Annotated in this window: 15 protein-coding genes and 1 pseudogene; 13 read left to right on the forward strand and 3 right to left on the reverse strand. The window is 26.5% G+C overall.

Going from position 1 to position 16,421, the window contains the following annotated elements; all coding sequences use genetic code 11:
* Positions 1–141 precede the first annotated feature (141 nt).
* The 7 genes from MTX53_RS04050 (at position 142) to MTX53_RS04080 (ending at position 9,808) form a co-directional block, all read left to right on the forward strand.
* Complete coding sequence (locus tag MTX53_RS04050) at positions 142–1,857, forward strand: class I SAM-dependent DNA methyltransferase (RefSeq protein WP_244834936.1); 1,716 nt, start codon at positions 142–144, stop codon at positions 1,855–1,857.
* The gene (locus tag MTX53_RS04055; RefSeq protein WP_244834937.1) at positions 1,850–3,205 is read left to right on the forward strand and encodes a restriction endonuclease subunit S; all 1,356 of its coding nucleotides are present in this window, start codon (positions 1,850–1,852) and stop codon (positions 3,203–3,205) included. The genes MTX53_RS04050 and MTX53_RS04055 overlap by 8 nt, the downstream gene beginning before the upstream one ends.
* Positions 3,171–4,016, forward strand: coding sequence for a hypothetical protein (locus tag MTX53_RS04060; RefSeq protein WP_244834938.1), 846 nt, complete (start codon positions 3,171–3,173; stop codon positions 4,014–4,016). Before MTX53_RS04055 ends, MTX53_RS04060 begins: the two co-directional genes overlap by 35 nt.
* Before the next feature lie 47 nt (positions 4,017–4,063).
* Entirely contained in the window at positions 4,064–5,191 is a 1,128-nt protein-coding gene (locus tag MTX53_RS04065; RefSeq protein WP_244834939.1) for an AAA family ATPase, read from the forward strand.
* Positions 5,192–5,194: 3 nt separating this feature from the next.
* Positions 5,195–8,203, forward strand: a complete 3,009-nt coding sequence (locus MTX53_RS04070) for a type I restriction endonuclease (protein WP_244834940.1) — start codon at positions 5,195–5,197, stop codon at positions 8,201–8,203.
* A gap of 757 nt (positions 8,204–8,960) precedes the next feature.
* Positions 8,961–9,455, forward strand: a complete 495-nt coding sequence (locus MTX53_RS04075; RefSeq protein WP_244834941.1) for a type III toxin-antitoxin system ToxN/AbiQ family toxin — start codon at positions 8,961–8,963, stop codon at positions 9,453–9,455.
* Positions 9,456–9,652: 197 nt separating this feature from the next.
* The gene (locus MTX53_RS04080) at positions 9,653–9,808 is read left to right on the forward strand and encodes a zinc-ribbon domain-containing protein (RefSeq protein ID WP_244835454.1); all 156 of its coding nucleotides are present in this window, start codon (positions 9,653–9,655) and stop codon (positions 9,806–9,808) included.
* A 258-nt stretch (positions 9,809–10,066) separates the two neighbouring features.
* Here MTX53_RS04080 and MTX53_RS04085 read toward each other — a convergent pair whose 3' ends face one another.
* Both MTX53_RS04085 and MTX53_RS04090 read right to left on the reverse strand, forming a co-directional pair.
* A complete protein-coding gene (locus tag MTX53_RS04085) occupies positions 10,067–10,309 on the reverse strand; it encodes a hypothetical protein (protein WP_244834942.1) in 243 nt (80 codons plus the stop codon).
* Positions 10,310–10,330: 21 nt separating this feature from the next.
* A protein-coding gene (locus MTX53_RS04090; protein ID WP_244834679.1) for an IS3 family transposase occupies positions 10,331–11,478 on the reverse strand; the annotation gives its coding sequence in 2 pieces (ribosomal slippage) (positions 10,331–11,238 and positions 11,238–11,478; 1,149 coding nt in all).
* Positions 11,479–11,524: 46 nt separating this feature from the next.
* Here MTX53_RS04090 and MTX53_RS04095 point away from each other — a divergent pair.
* The 5 genes from MTX53_RS04095 to MTX53_RS04115 all read left to right on the forward strand — a co-directional run bounded on the left by MTX53_RS04095 (position 11,525) and on the right by MTX53_RS04115 (position 14,896).
* Positions 11,525–11,791, forward strand: a complete 267-nt coding sequence (locus MTX53_RS04095; protein WP_244834943.1) for a response regulator — start codon at positions 11,525–11,527, stop codon at positions 11,789–11,791.
* On the forward strand, positions 11,784–12,410 hold the full coding sequence (locus MTX53_RS04100) for a chemotaxis protein CheC (protein WP_244834944.1): 627 nt from the start codon (positions 11,784–11,786) through the stop codon (positions 12,408–12,410). The genes MTX53_RS04095 and MTX53_RS04100 overlap by 8 nt, the downstream gene beginning before the upstream one ends.
* Positions 12,403–13,023 carry a diguanylate cyclase gene (locus MTX53_RS04105; RefSeq protein ID WP_244834945.1) on the forward strand — a complete coding sequence of 207 codons (621 nt, stop codon included), beginning with the start codon at positions 12,403–12,405 and terminating at the stop codon, positions 13,021–13,023. Before MTX53_RS04100 ends, MTX53_RS04105 begins: the two co-directional genes overlap by 8 nt.
* An 86-nt stretch (positions 13,024–13,109) precedes the next feature.
* Complete coding sequence (locus MTX53_RS04110; protein ID WP_244833863.1) at positions 13,110–14,378, forward strand: IS4 family transposase; 1,269 nt, start codon at positions 13,110–13,112, stop codon at positions 14,376–14,378.
* Positions 14,379–14,578: 200 nt separating this feature from the next.
* Positions 14,579–14,896 (forward strand): GGDEF domain-containing protein, encoded by a 318-nt coding sequence (locus tag MTX53_RS04115; RefSeq protein ID WP_244835455.1) that lies wholly within the window; start codon positions 14,579–14,581, stop codon positions 14,894–14,896.
* A gap of 39 nt (positions 14,897–14,935) precedes the next feature.
* On the opposite strand, the gene MTX53_RS04120 is transcribed toward MTX53_RS04115, so the two are convergent.
* Positions 14,936–15,391: an Lrp/AsnC family transcriptional regulator gene (locus tag MTX53_RS04120; RefSeq protein ID WP_244834946.1), complete on the reverse strand. Its 456-nt coding sequence runs from the start codon at positions 15,389–15,391 to the stop codon at positions 14,936–14,938.
* 150 nt (positions 15,392–15,541) lie between these two features.
* On the opposite strand from MTX53_RS04120, the pseudogene MTX53_RS04125 reads away from it, so the two are divergent.
* Positions 15,542–16,388 (forward strand): annotated as a pseudogene (locus MTX53_RS04125) (aldo/keto reductase).
* Positions 16,389–16,421: the final 33 nt, after the last annotated feature.

The raw sequence follows: 16,421 nt of genomic DNA on the forward strand, positions 1-16,421 counted from the left end.
TTAATTATATTATGTGGTAAAGTCGTAACAAAAAATTAGAAAATATATTTAGATAAAAAAGATAGGTAAATAGAAAATAAATTATTAGTGTAGTAATATATAAATAGAAATAAATATATAACGATTGAGGAGACTTACAATATGAGTATAGGAAGTAACATAAGTGAAAAAGCTAATTTAATTTGGGCTATAGCAGATAAATTAACAGGAGTATACAAGCCTCATGAATATGGTGAAGTAATATTACCTTTGACAGTAATAAGACGATTTGATTCTGTACTTGCAGATACAAAAGAAGCTGTTTTAAAGAAAAATGAACAGTTAGGAAAACTTTCAATGAAGGATGTTTTTTTATGTAAAGAATCAGGCTATGATTTTTATAACATTAGTAAGTTTGATTTTAAAAAATTATTAAGTGATCCGGATGGTATAGAAGCTAATTTTAGAGCTTACATAAATGGATTTTCTGAGAATGTTAGAAACATAATAGAAAAGTTCAATTTTGATAATCAGATAACAAGATTAGCTGAAAAGAACCTTTTATACATAGTTATTCAAGAGTTTGTTACACCACAAGCTGACTTACATCCAAGTAAGATATCTAATCTTGAAATGGGCTATATATTTGAAGAAATAATAAGAAGATTTTCAGAAGCACATAATGAAGATGCAGGACAGCATTATACCCCAAGAGAAGTTATAGAACTTATGGTAAACATATTATTTTATAATGACAGTGAACTTTTAACAGGAAATATTGCTAAGACAATATATGATCCAGCTTGTGGAACTGGAGGTATGCTGTCTGTTGCTGAAGATTATTTAAAGAAATTTAATAAAGATGCAGAGCTTATAGCTTTTGGACAGGAAATAAATGATCAGACATATGCTATATGTAAAGCGGATATGCTTATTAAAGGTGAAACTGCTAATAAAATAAAGAATGGAAATACATTATCTGATGATCAGTTTAAAGAAGATAGATATGATTATATATTATCGAATCCACCATTTGGACGTGAATGGAAAAATGATAGAAAAGCAGTTGAAAAAGAAGCTAAGCTTGGGTTTGCAGGACGTTTTGGAGCAGGACTTCCAGCTGTTGGTGATGGTCAAATGCTATTTTTAGAAACAGCTATATCAAAAATGAAGTCAAAAGGTTCAAGAATAGCAATAATACATAATGGTTCACCATTATTTACAGGAGATGCGGGAAGTGGTCCTTCTGAAATAAGAAGATATATATTAGAAAATGATTTACTTGAAGCAATAATAGCTCTTCCGAATGATATATTCTATAACACAGGTATTGCTACATATATATGGGTATTATCTAATAAGAAAGCTGATTATAGAAAAGGTAAAGTACAGCTTATAAATGCTAATAACTTATACGAAAAAAGAAGAAAATCATTAGGAAAGAAAAGAAATGATATTCCTAAAAAGTACATAAATGAAATTACTAAGCTATATGGTGAATTTAAAGAAAGTGAAATAAGCAAGATATTTGATAATGAGGATTTTGGATATTCTAAAATAGTAGTTCAAAGACCAAAATTAAATGAAGATGGTACACCAGAATTAAAGAAAGGTAAACCTGTAGCAGACAAATCTTTAAAAGATACTGAAAATGTTCCATTAAAGGAAGATATACAAGAATATTTCAAAAGAGAAGTATTACCTTTTGCTCCTGATGCATGGATAGATGAAAAGAAAACTAAAGTAGGATATGAAATATCATTTACAAGATATTTCTATAAATATGTACCATCAAAGCCAGCAAAAGAACTTGAAATGGAAATAAGAGAAATAGAAAAAGATTTAGATGGCGTATTGGAGGAAATATTCAATGACTAGGAAGATGAAAGATAGTGGAGTTGAATGGATTGACAAAATTCCAGAGGATTGGACAGTAATAAATTTTAAATATGTATTCTCTTTAAAAAAAGGACTATCTATAACTAAAGAAAATCTTCTAGAAAATGGAATAAAGGTAATTAGTTATGGACAAATTCATTCTAAATATAATTCAGGAGTTTGTTTAAATGATTATTTAATTAGGCATGTTGGAGAACAGTATTTAGAAAGTGATGGTCAATGCCTTGCTTCAAAAAATGATTTTATTTTTGGTGACACGTCTGAAGATTTAGATGGAGTAGGAAATTGTGCATATATAGACTCTGATGAAAGTATTTTTGCTGGATATCATACGATAATAGTTAGTCCATTACATTTGCTTGATTCAAAATATTTTGCATATTTATATAAAACTGATTGTTGGAGGAGTCAACTGCGTTCAAGAGTTTCAGGAATAAAATTATTTAGTATTACACAGAAGATATTAAAGCAAACAACAGTTATAATGCCTTCAAAAGAAGAGCGATGTAATATAGTAAAATATTTGGATAAAAGATGCAACAAGATAGATGAAACAATAGAAAAAGAAAATTTAGTAATACAAAAGCTAAAAGAATATAAACAAAGTGCTATAACAGAAGCAGTTACTAAAGGATTAAATCCTGATGCACCGATGAAAGATAGTGGAGTAGAATGGATTGGAGAGATTCCTGAACATTGGTCAATAGTTAAACTAAAGCAAGTATTTACCTTTAGAAAGGGATTAACTATAACAAAAGAGAATCTTGTGGAAAAAGGAATAAAAGTAATTAGTTATGGACAAATTCATTCAAAAAATAATAATGGAATTTCAATAGATGATTCATTAATAAGATATGTTGGAAATGAATATTTAGAAACAGGGAAACAATCTCTTGTTTTAAAGAATGATTTTATTTTTGCAGATACATCTGAAGATTTAGATGGTGCAGGAAATTGTGTTTTTGTTAATTTAGATGAAGAGATATTTGCTGGGTATCATACAATTATAATTGCACCAATAAAGCGAGATATTATGCAGGATTGGAGATATTTTGCATACTTATATAAAACTGATTGCTGGAGAAGCCAAATACGTTCAAGAGTATCGGGTATAAAATTATTTAGTATTACACAAAAAATATTAAAACAAACAGAAGTAATTATGCCAGATTCTAAAGAGCAACAGGAAATAATAGATTATCTGGATAAAAAATGTTCAGCAATAGATAAATTAATATCTAACAAAGAAAAAGTAATAGAAAAATTAACAGAATACAAGAAATCATTAATATATGAATGTGTTACTGGTAAAAGGGAGGTGCAGTAGTATATTTAATATTTATTATATAAATTATGAGAAAGCATTTGAAATATCAATGTTATTGGACAATAACATACAAGAAAAGAAGCAAATTGAAAAGCAAGTATTAATTGATGCTAAGGGTAGTGGTTCAGCAGATACTACAGATTTAAGTAAAATTCCACTTATAGATAAAATTGCTCCTAAGATAGACTTTTCAGTAGATGCAGATTGGAATAAAACCAAAAAAATTGTGGATTCAGTTAATGTTGTATCAACTAAATCTACAATTCTTAATCCAATATATAAAAAAGCTATTGAGGCAAAAGAATTGAAGAAAAGTGAAATTGGAAATTTAATAAAAATACGTAATGTTGAATTAAATATTACAAATGAAAAAGAAATACTTACAACTAAAAGTTTATTAAGTGGCGTTTTAAATAAAGTTCCAATGGAAGGCACAGAAGGCATAGATATTACTGGATTTTTAGAGGTATTACTAAAAGATTCTGCATACATATTTTCAGGAAAATTTAAAAACAAAAACAGCACAATTACATTTAAGATTCCTATGAAAGTTGAGAATGAAATGGAGAGCCAATATAGTATAACAGATTTAGAAATTGGTCCTGTTACTATAATAGGAATATATAGGGGAAAACATAATAATAAAAAAATTAGTAAGAAAATCAATAGGTTACAGAATCTATCTAATTTCTATGGGAATGAAGATAGTGGTATAGAACATGATGAGGACGATGAAGATAAAGAAGATAAAGTTGTAGATACTCATTTTATAGATGTGATTGCTATTATACAAGAATTAGAAATTAAGTAGGTGATTGCGTGGATAAATTTACGATATATGAATATAGCAGACAGGATATGAAGAAAATTAAGAAGTTTTTAAAAAATAAGAAAAGGGAAATAGTATATTTAGATAAAGACTTCAAGATAGAAGAGGATAGTGAAACCTACTTTAAAGAAAATAATTTTTATGATTTAACGCAATTAATTATTGTTAATGGTGGAAGAATAGAATTTTATGCAGGTATATTGATTAAATTATTCAATATATGTATTGCATTAGATATTGGTTTTAATATTAATTTTGTAGTTGATAAACGATATTCGAATGATTTATTAGATAATCTATATTATTATATAGACAATATTGAAAATTTAGAAGCTTATATAGGTTTGAGAGAAAATAATGTATCTAATGTAGTTGATATAGATAAATGTAAATTTGAAGAGATGAAAAAATTCATAAGTGAAAATCTTTTTGGTAATAAGAAATTTCAAGAACGATTGTTTGAAGAATTACAGAAGTATAGATTATTCAATAAAATTGGTGAACAGAAAATTTTTTCTGTATTTATTTGTGGTGACTCAGGAATTGGCAAGACAGAAACTGCACGAATACTTCATAAATTCTTAAGCCCAAACGAAAAAATTATAAAAATAAATTTTGGTAATTATGGTGATAAGAATGCTCTGAGCAGTTTAATAGGTAGTCCAAGAGGATATGAAGGAAGTAATAAAGGGGAATTATCAGATAAAATAAATAAAAGTAAATCAAAAGTAATTTTAATTGATGAATTTGAAAAAGCAGATTCTCAGATTTATAATTTTTTCTTGGAATTATTAGAAGATGGAAAATTTACAGATTCACTAGGACGAGAATTTAATTTAGATAAATATATAATTATATTTACATCTAATATCAAAAAAGAGGAAATATCCAAAAAGATATCACCAGAGTTAAAATCAAGATTTAATTTGATGTACAAGTTTTCATTAATATCTAATCAAGATAAAAGTAATTATGTTAATTGTAGGATAGATGATTTATTTGATAAATTTAAAAAAAAATTAAATTTTAATTTTAATAACGAACAAATTGAAAGAATAAAAGATATAAACGTTTCTCAATATACAAATATAAGAAAGATAAATCAAGAAATAATGAGAAGAATATCTAATGAATATTTAAAAGGGGAGGTGCAGTAATTCATGAATGAAGAAGAATTAAAAGAAAAAGCCTTTGAAGAAGCTATAGAGCAATACCTTATAACTGAAGGTGGGTATATCAAAGGTAATCCTAAGAATTTTAATAGAGAATTAGCTTTAGATACTTCTACTCTTATTGAGTTTATTAAAAAGACTCAGCCTAAAAAGTGGGAACGTTATGTGAGTATATACGGTTCAGATAGTGAAGAGAGTTTTATAAAGCGTTTTTGTAAGGAAGTTAAGGCTAATGGATTATTAGCGGTATTAAGACGTGGATTTAAAGATAGAGGTATTAAGTTTGATGTAGTATATTTTAAGCCAGCAAGTACTGATAATCCAGATACAGTGAAACTATATGAAGAAAATATACTTCATTGCACAAGACAGCTTCATTATTCAATATTTAATGAAAATAGTATTGATATAGTTTTATTTTTAAATGGTATACCTGTTGTATCTATGGAACTTAAATGTCAGTTTACTGGACAAACTATATATAATGCTATTGATCAATATAAATTTGATAGGGCAAGTAGAGATACTATATTTCAATTCAGAAACAGAGTATTAGTTCATTTTGCGGTAGATTTATTTGAAGTACATATGACTACAAGATTAAATGGTAAAAGCACTTATTTCATGCCATTTAATCAGGGGTCTAATGGAAGTGGAAATGTTGGTGGTTCTGGCAATCCATTAAATCCTAATGGATATCAGACAGCATATTTATGGGAAAAAGTTTTATGTAAGGATAGGTTGATGGAAATTCTTCATAAATATATGCATCTTAAAAAAGAAGATAAAAAAAATGCTGATGGTAAAGTTATTGCTACTGAAGAAACTCTGATATTTCCAAGATATCATCAGCTTGATGTAGTTACTAAATTGATCGAAGATGTTAAAAAGAATGGAGTCGGTAAGAATTATCTTATTCAACATAGTGCAGGAAGTGGTAAATCTAATTCTATAGCATGGTTAGCTTATAGATTATCAGGACTTCATGATAATAACAATAATCCTATTTATAATTCAATAATTGTTGTTACAGATAGAAGAGTTCTTGATAGTCAGCTGCAAGATACAATATATCAATTTGACCATGTTTTAGGTGTTGTTGAATGTATTGATAAGAAAAAACATGCTATTGATTTAAGAAATGCTATAAATGCAGGCAAAAGAATAATAATAACTACTCTTCAAAAATTTCCTGTAATATATAAAGAAATACAGATAGATGGTAATTTTGCAATAATTGTTGATGAAGCTCATTCAAGTCAGACTGGTGAAGCATCTAAAAAGCTAAAGAAAGCGTTAGCTAATACTGACGATATACTAGAGGAATATAGAGCAGTGGAAAATGAAACAGAAGAGAATACAAAAGATGATGAAGATAAAATATTAGATGAACTTGCATCACATGGAAGAATAGATAATTTATCATTTTTTGCATTTACTGCTACACCAAAGGAAAAAACTTTGCAGATGTTTGGAGATAAACAGTCTGATGGAACATATAGAGCATTTCATATTTATTCTATGAGACAAGCTATAGAAGAACATTTTATATTGGATGTATTAAAAAATTATATTACTTATAAAATGTACTATAAAATAGCTAAAAAAGTGGCTGATGATCCTGATGTTGATGCCTCAAGAGGTGCTAAAGAAATAGCAAAATATGAAAGCCTTCATCCACATAATTTAGCTCAAAAGACAGCTGTAATGGTAGAGCATTTTAGAAATATAACTAAAAATAAAATAGGTGGTAGAGCTAAAGCAATGGTAGTTACATCATCAAGACTTCATGCCGTAAGATATTTATTTGAATTTAGAAGATATATTAAAGAAAAAGGCTATAAAGATTTAGATGTACTTGTTGCTTTTTCAGGCACTGTAAATGATCCTGATATTCCAGATAGCAGTTTTACAGAAGAAGGATTAAATAACGATAAACAAGGAAACACAATTAAGGAAGATCAGCTAAAAGAAGAATTCCATACGGATGATTTTAATATGCTTATAGTTGCAGAAAAATATCAGACAGGATTTGATGAACCACTGCTTCATACTATGTTTGTAGATAAAAAATTAAGTGGAGTAAAGGCTGTACAAACGTTATCTCGTCTTAATAGGACAATGAAAGGTAAAGAAGATACTTTTGTACTTGATTTTGTAAATAATGCAGAAGATATTCAGAAATCTTTTCAGCCTTACTATGAAGCCACAGTATTAGAACAGGAAACAGATCCAAATGTTATTTATGATTTAAAGAATGGACTTGATTCATTTCAAATATATCAAACTATAGAAGTAGAACATTTTGCAAATATTTTTTATTGCAAAAATAATAAAAATGCACAGGCACTTTTAACTGGATGCATTAAACCAGCCCTTGATAGATATAATGCAAAAGAAGATAAGGAAAGAGAAGAATTTAAATCATCTATTGCTACATTTGTAAGAATATATTCGTTTATAATACAGGTTTGCAGAATGTATGATAAAGATATGCAGAAGTTTTTTGTATATGCCAGATTTTTAAGTAAATGTCTACCAAAAGGAGAAAATAAAAAAGTTGATTTATCTGATAAGTTAATTCTTGAATATTATAAGCTTGATAAAACTTTTTCAGGTGACATAGAATTAGAGAAAACAGAAGGCTATGTAGCTAATATTAAAGGTGGTATTGGCGGAAAAGAGAAGAAGGAAGACCTTCTCTCAGTCATTATTGATAAGATGAATGAAAAGTTTGGGACTACATTTAGTGAACAAGATAAAGTATTAGAGCAGATGAAGTCTGATTTTGCTAAGGATCAAAAAATAGTTAATGCTGTTAAATCTGATGATAAATCTTTATTTAAATATTTATATGAACAGAAATTTAAAGATGTTGCAGTAAATAGATATGAGGAAAATGATAAATTTTTTATGAGCTTATTTAGTGATGAAGAGAAAATGAAATTTATTATGAATATGATGTCTGACGTTGTTTATAAAGAGTTGAAAAAATAAGTGATTTTATAAGATAAATTTTAAAGATTTGTATAACTATTTATGTAAAAAATTATTTAAAAGTAAAGATGAGGAAGGGATTATTATAGATAAAAATATTGAAATAAAAGAGAATGTAAATTAGTTTGTGTAAAAGTTAAATATTGAATACTTTAGAAATTATGTCCAATTAGCTCTTGTGTAGTTAAAGATAAGGTTTTTTCAAAATTAATTTGATCAGAGAATGTATTTTGAGCAACTAATTGATTGCAAATAGCTTTCGTATTTATTTTAAAAGTTTCAGTATAAAACTTTATATTATCATGGTAAAACTTATCATTACTATATTTTATATAATCTATAATAGCTACTGATTTTCCTGAATTTTTTATTATTAGATAATTAAGTCTTTTAGATTTAACTTGTATAAAGTCTGAATATATAACTATATAAGCTCGGTTAGAATCTTGAATAGATTTAGTGGTGAGTTTTAATGATTTTAGTAGGTAAAAGAAGTAATGAAAGCCATTTAAAAAAGAAAATTTTTTGCAAACTTTTATTATAATAGTGTTGTATTTTCAGTATAAATATCATATAATAAAAATATAAAAGCGGTGAGCTTCTACCAGTAAAGAAGTAATGATTATGGTGAGTCTCTACCAGATTTAGAAGTGAGAAGTAGAAAAAGCGGTGAGCTTCTACCAGTAAATGAAGAGTTTAAAGAGCAGGGAGATAACTTTAAGTATAGTTATCTCCTTTTGTTAATTGTGAGGAATATATGGAAAAATTACGATTATGTAAAATTAAAGAAGAATATATTAATTATTTAAGAAAATTTGATGATAAAGTACTTTTTAATAAAAAAGAGAAAAGAATATATATAGGTATAATACATATTATTAATAATGTGAAATATTGTATACCCTTATCTTCACCTAAGGAAAAACATAAGAAAATGAAAAACTCAATAGATTTTTTAAAAATTAATGGAGGATATGATGGCGCAATAAATTTTAATAATATGATACCAGTATTAGAATCGGTTATATTAAATTTTGATATTATGGATGAAGAAAAAGAAGGGTATAGAAATATTTTATTTAATCAAGTAAAATTTATAAAGAAAAATAATAAAGAAATTATTGAAAAAGCAGACAAGCTTTATAAAAAGGTAACAATATATAAAAGTAATTATCTTTTAAAACGTTGTGTGGACTATAGACTTTTGGAAGAAAAAAGTAGTATATATTTGAAAAGAGAAATAAAAAAATAAGAAATTAATAAAACAGTAGGCTTTTAATACATAACATAGATTAAAGATTTTATAAATAATAACTTGCAATTAAATATTAATTATGTTATACTTAGTAAGAATTAAAAAAAGATTATTTGATTTTACATTTCTCCTTAATCAGAGATTTATATTATTAATATCTTTAAAAAATAAGGAGGAATTTTAAAATGGCAGATATGCAAGATAAGACAATAGTATGTAAAGATTGTGGAAAGGAATTTGTTTTCACAGTTGGAGAACAAGAATTCTACAAGGAAAAAGGTTTTGAAAATGAACCTGTTAGATGCCCAGATTGTAGAAGAGCAAGAAAACAACAAAACAATAGAAGATAGTAAAAGAACGTTAGAGTTGCGAGATTTTATCGCAACTCTTTTTTACTGCAATAAGAAAATGCAAAAGGTGAATAAAATGTATTTAAAAAATAAATATTTTATGTAATATATATAGAATATAGGGTTCATTAGTAGTTTATCCCTAAAAAGCTACTTTCCAATTATTAAAATATAGAAGTAGTTAGCTTCTATCAGCAAATGAAAAGTTTAGAGGACACTAGGGATGTATCAAAATAAATTTGATACATCCTTTTTAGTTTATTTAATTTCGATGTCTAATTTACCATTAGTATCAATCTTATTAATAAGTATCTTAGATTGTCCACTATAGCCCTTTTCTAAGTATCCAGCTACAGATTCTTCATATGAATTATTGCTGTTATCTTTATATGTTAAAATTAGTGAAGTTTCACCTTTAATACTATTAGTATCAATAGTATATTTTAAAGATTTTTTAGGTTCTATTTTTGAAATTGTTTTTATAGTATTTGTTGTGGTCAAGTGTTTTTGTAACACTTTGACCTAATTTTTTTTATATCTTGCTTCAAATGGCGTTAGACCATTATTAAATGTATGTGGACGTAAGTGGTTGTACCAGACGTATGCAAAGTTATCGATATCTGAATTAAGCTCTTTATCATTATGATAATATTTTAGATTTATCAATTCATTCTTAAGAGTGTTGAAATATCGTTCCATAGGTGCATTATCATAGGGATAACCAGCCTTACTCATACTTTGCGTTATACCGTTACCTTTGCAGAAATTAACAAACTCCTTTGACGTGAATTGAGTACCTTGATCACTATGAAGTAATATATTACCATTATTAGTAATATGCTGCGCGGCGAATGCCTTTTTTACTGTTTTTATAGCCAAATCAGACGTGATTTCTTTACCATTAAGTGATGCAACAACTGAGCGGTCATGCAGATCTACGATTGAACAGTTATATCTTTTTTGACCATTAGCAAGTGTAATATATGTGAAATCAGTGCACCATTTTTCATTAATTTTTGCAGCTGTGAAATCTTGATTCAACAAATTAGGAAATTTCTTGTACGCTTTTCCATGTTTGTAAGAAGGCTTCTTTTTACGAACTATAGAATATATCTTCAAGTCAGTATTCATGTATTTATGGACAGTCTGGCAGCTTAAATATATATGCTTACGTTCTAAGAATATTTTCATATTTCTATAGCCTAATACACCATTATTTTCATGATAGATTTCTTCTATTGTAGAATATATAGACTTCTTCTTATCATTATAAGCCTGTTTTCTTGCTTTTTTGTAGTTATAATATGCATTAGGATAGATACTAAATCGTCTAAGCAGCCATCGTACACCGAAGTGCTGTTTATTATCATCAATAAATCGATAAACCATCAATCGATTTCCTTTGCAAAGAATGCCGCTGCTTTTTTTAAGAAATCATTTTCCTTCTGCATTTCCTGAAGCTGTTTCTTAAGCTTCTTATTTTCAGTAAGATAATCATATTCGCTTTTTAAATCCTGGTTTGTCTGGCATTCGCTGCGGTATTGCTTAACCCAATTTGAAATACTAGCCTTTGATACTTTATATTCATCAACTAAACTTTTAATTGTTCTTCCTTCAACATGAAGAGCTACTATTTTTCTTTTTACTTCTTCCTCAAAATGTTGTACCATAATCTATTCCCCTTTTCCTAATAAAATTATAATTTATTAGGTACTCATGTTACAACTTTACTTTATCACAACAATTAATCCTGATTATGCATTCTTAGATTTACTAATGCCAAAATTAAATGGACAAGAGCTACTAAAACTAATAAAAGAATTTAACAAAGATGCAAAAATATTTATAGTATCTGCAGATGTACAAAAAAGCATAAGAACAGAAGTTGAAAAAAATAAAATTATGGGTTTTATTAATAAGCCATTCAATGAAGAAAAAGCTAAATTAATATCTGAAATGATAAGGAAGGATTTCAATGAGTAAAAAAGAGTTATTATACGACATACTTAAGGAATTATTTAACATAAGCGTTGGTAAGGCTGCAGATATGCTCTCAGAAATAACAAAGAGAAAAATTATATTAAATGTACCTAATATAGATATTTTTAATACTAAAGATGAAGAAATTAAAATAAATGATCATCTTCTAAAGAGATTAAATGGAACATTAATGATATCATCTATTTCTTTTGAAGAAAAATTAACAGGAAAAGCTAACCTAATTTTTCCGATTGCAAAAATGAGAAATTTTTTAAACATTTGTTTGAGTGAAGAAGAACAATTTTCTCAAAATGATGAGTTTACAGATATTGATTTTGATATTATTAAAGAGATTGGCAATATAATTTTAAATTGCATTATTGGAGAAATTGGAAATTATTTAGACATTGATTTAACATATACTTTACCAGAAGTAAAAGTATTTGATAATATAAATTTTAGCAATGATATTGAAAATAATAAATATATTTTATTACTTTATATAACTTTTATAATTGATGATACAGAAATTGAAGGGGCAGTCATAATTGATTTGACATTAAATTCATTAAAAGAGTTATTAAAAAGAATAGATAAGATAGAGGATGGACTTTATGAATAGAGTTTTATATGACATATTAAATAATGTTAATGAAGGAATAATAATTTTAGATCAAAATTTAAATGTTTGTTTTTGGAATAATTATATGGAAGTTCTAACCGAAATTGAAAATAAAAAAGCTAATGGTAATAATATATATGATATATTACCAAATTTAAATAAAAAATATTTTAAAGAAATAATAAATGATGCATTAAATAATAAAGTTAAAATGTTTTTTTCAGCAGCTATGCATAAAGGACTAGTTAATAATGAAAAGAAATTAAATTTTAAAATTAGTAGTTTACAAAAAAATGAAGCTAGATTTTTACTTCTAGAATTTATTGATGTTACAAATAAATTTGCACAAATATATTTATTAAAAGATTATATAAAAGAACTACATAGAATTAATATTGAATTAAAAGAAAAAGAAAAGGTTATTAAAAATTTAGCCTATTATGATAAATTAACAGGAGTTGCAAACAGAACATTATTCTATGAAATCACAGAAAAGCATTTAGAAGATATGACAAGAGAGAATAAATTATTAGGATTGATTTTTATAGATATTGATAAATTTAAAGATATAAACGATACGTACGGTCAATGTCGTCAACTTAAGAGAAAATGATAATTTAATAAAAAAAACACTTGACAATAGTGGAAAATTTTGCAGCCTCGCTATAGAGAAATAAATTTATAGCGAGGTTTTACATTATGAAAAATACTAGATTATTATCTTTAATTTTAAAAGAAACAAACGATTTAATTACTTCAAGTGAGTACAAAGAAGCATACAGCTTAGGTAACTCATTCTCAAGGAATAGAAAACTATCCTTTTCAAATACGGTTCATTTTATTTGCTCCGCATTGCGAAAATCCATCTCTTCTGAAATTGATAATTTTATTGAAGATCATAAATGTTTAAAATTTCCGTCAATAACAAAACAAGCATTTTCTAAGGCAAGACAAAATATATCACCAGAAGCCTTTAATGAATTATGCAGACTTTTTGTTGATAAATTTTATAGTATAAATAAAAATTTAAACACTTGGAATGGTTTTAATATTCTAGCTGTAGATGGAACTAGTCTACAAGTGCCAGATACAAAAGAATGTGGTGAATATTTTGGATTAAGCAGTAATCAAAATAAGACAAGAACTGCTATTGCGACGGCGTCAGCCTTATATGATGTATTAAATGACATTATTGTAGATTCTAGAATTACTAAATATAAGACAAGTGAAAGACATATTGCAAAACAACATATAGAGTCAATAGGAGATAAATTCTGTCCTCGAAAAAGCATTGTTATTTTTGATAGAGGCTATCCTTCATATGATATGTTTGATTATTTAAATTCCAAGGAATTACTATTTTTAATGCGAGTATCAACATCTTTTAAACTTGCACAATCAATAGATTCCCCTGACTTTATTTTAAAATATAAAGTTAAAGGTGAAATAAAAAAAATAAGAGTAGTAAAAGTTAAGCTGTCAGATGAGGTGACAGAAACTTTAGTGACTAACATCTATGATGATACTATTACGCCTTTAAAATTCAAAGAACTCTATTTCTTAAGATGGGGCGTTGAATCTAAATATAAAGAATTAAAATGCAGTCTTAAAATCGAAGAATTTTCAGGTACTAAGCCAATTGCCATAAAGCAAGATTTTTACGTTTCTATTTATTTATCGATGATTGCAGCTCTTATAAAAAAAGATGCCGATGCTGCGATATCAAATGATAATAAGGATAAAGATTTAAATTCAATATATCAATCAAATAGGAATTTTATTTTGGGACAGGTATTCAAACGAATTATAGCTTTATTAGTTAAATCTAGATTAAGAAATAAGCTGTTAGAATTAATACTTGAAAAAGCTATAAAAATACGCTCACAAATACGTTGCAACCGATCTTGTGAGCGCAAAAACAAACATCCAAGAAAAAAGCACCATCATAATATTAAATCCTGTTTTTAATATTAAATATAAATAAATACATATTTAAAATTCACTTTATCCAGTGGATTTATTTAGTGTACCATTTTTTAAGATAAATTAAAATAGACATCAAAAATGATTTCTTTCAATTTATTTTTGCATAGCTTAATCTACTAAGTTGACGACATTGTACGTACGGTCATGAAGCTGGAGACAAAGTTCTTGTTAATGTAGCTAATATACTAAAAGAAGCTACAAGAGAAAGTGATGTAGTCGTTAGATATGGCGGCGATGAATTTTTAATATTACTACCTAATATAAATAAGTATGATAATTATAAACATATAGTTTCAAGAATTGCGAATAATAAAAATAAGATTATAAATTTTTATGGAAAAGAAATTAATATATCTTTAAGTATGGGTATTAGTTTTTATCCTAAGGATGGGGATAATATTGATGTATTAATAAAAAAAGCTGATAAAGCTATGTATATTGCAAAAAAGAGAAATGGCGAAGATTGTAGTGAATGTATTTTAAGTAAATTCGATTTGTAAAATTCATATTTATTTTAAATTACTTAAAAACGTATGGATTTAATAATCTGAAAAAAACTTTTCTATACTATTATTTACAGGAATTTCTGAAAATATAATATGAGTAGAATTTGTGCAATCTAGAGATGAAATAGAGTCAACAAATTTTTCAATCTCAGATATAGATTTAACACTTAATTTTACGATTACGCAAGAATGACCTGCAATTCTATAACAGAAAACTACACGAGGGTGGTTATATACAAATTCTTTAAATTGCTTAAACTTATTATTTTTAATATCAATTTGAATCATACATTGTATAGAAAAATTTAAAGCAGCTTCATTTATTTTTATAGTGTAGTTTTCAATTATACCACTATCTTCAAATTTTCTTATTCTTTCTGCAACGGATGGAGGGGATAAGTTTACTCTTTTTGATAATTCTCTAATAGATAAACGACTATTTAATTGAAGTTCTTTTAAAATTTTAATATCTGTAGTATCAATTTTCATATGAAATTAATTACCTTTCTTTTTATTTGATTTGAAATGTTTTCTGCACTAAATACTATCAAACTGTAAGGATAAGTTTCCTTTAATTTATTATAATATAATAAGTTGTGGGCCTCAACTTTTATAGATAATATGAAAGGAAGATAAATAATGAAAGATAGTAAAGATTATGTAATTTTAAATAATGGAGTTAAAATGCCTGTACTTGGATTTGGAACTTATAATGTTCAAGATTTAGATAAACTTAAGAATTCAATAAAAGAGGGTATAAAAATAGGATACCGACATATAGATACAGCTTCTTTCTATAAAAATGAAGAAGCAATTGGACTTGCAATAAAAGAAAGTAATATAGCTAGAAAAGAAATATTTCTAGCTGATAAAGTTTGGAATTCGGAGCAGGGATACGAAAAAAACTCTTAAATCTTTTAAAAATTCAATTAAAAAACTTAAGACAGATTATTTGGATTTATATTTAATACATTGGCCACAACCATTAAATAAAGAAACTTGGAAAGCACTTGAAAAATTATATAAAGAAGGTTATATAAGAGCTATAGGTGTAAGTAATTTTACAGTAAATACTTTGGAAGAATTAATAGAAAATGCTGAGATTATACCAACAGTAAATCAAATAGAATTTCATCCAAGGCTTGTTCAAAAAGATTTAATGAAGTATTGCAAAAAATATAAGATTCAGTTAGAAGGATGGTCACCTTTAATGAGAGGATTAGTTTTTGAAATTCCAATTTTACAAAAGCTTTCACAAAAATATCACAGGACAGTATCTCAAATAGTATTAAGATGGGATTTACAGATGGGTTTTACTACTATCCCAAAATCAACAACATTATCAAGAATAAAAGAAAATGCCGACATATTTGATTTTGAAATAAGTAAAGATGATATGAAGACAATTGAAAAATTGAATGATGGCTTTAGAATAGGAAAATGTCCTGATGAAGTTTATAAAAATCCAGATATAATAAAAGAATAATTTTAAATGAGGTTTTCATACTAAACATTTAGT

It is taken from the genome of Clostridium sp. BJN0001 (assembly GCF_022869825.1).
GTDB lineage: Bacteria > Bacillota > Clostridia > Clostridiales > Clostridiaceae > Clostridium.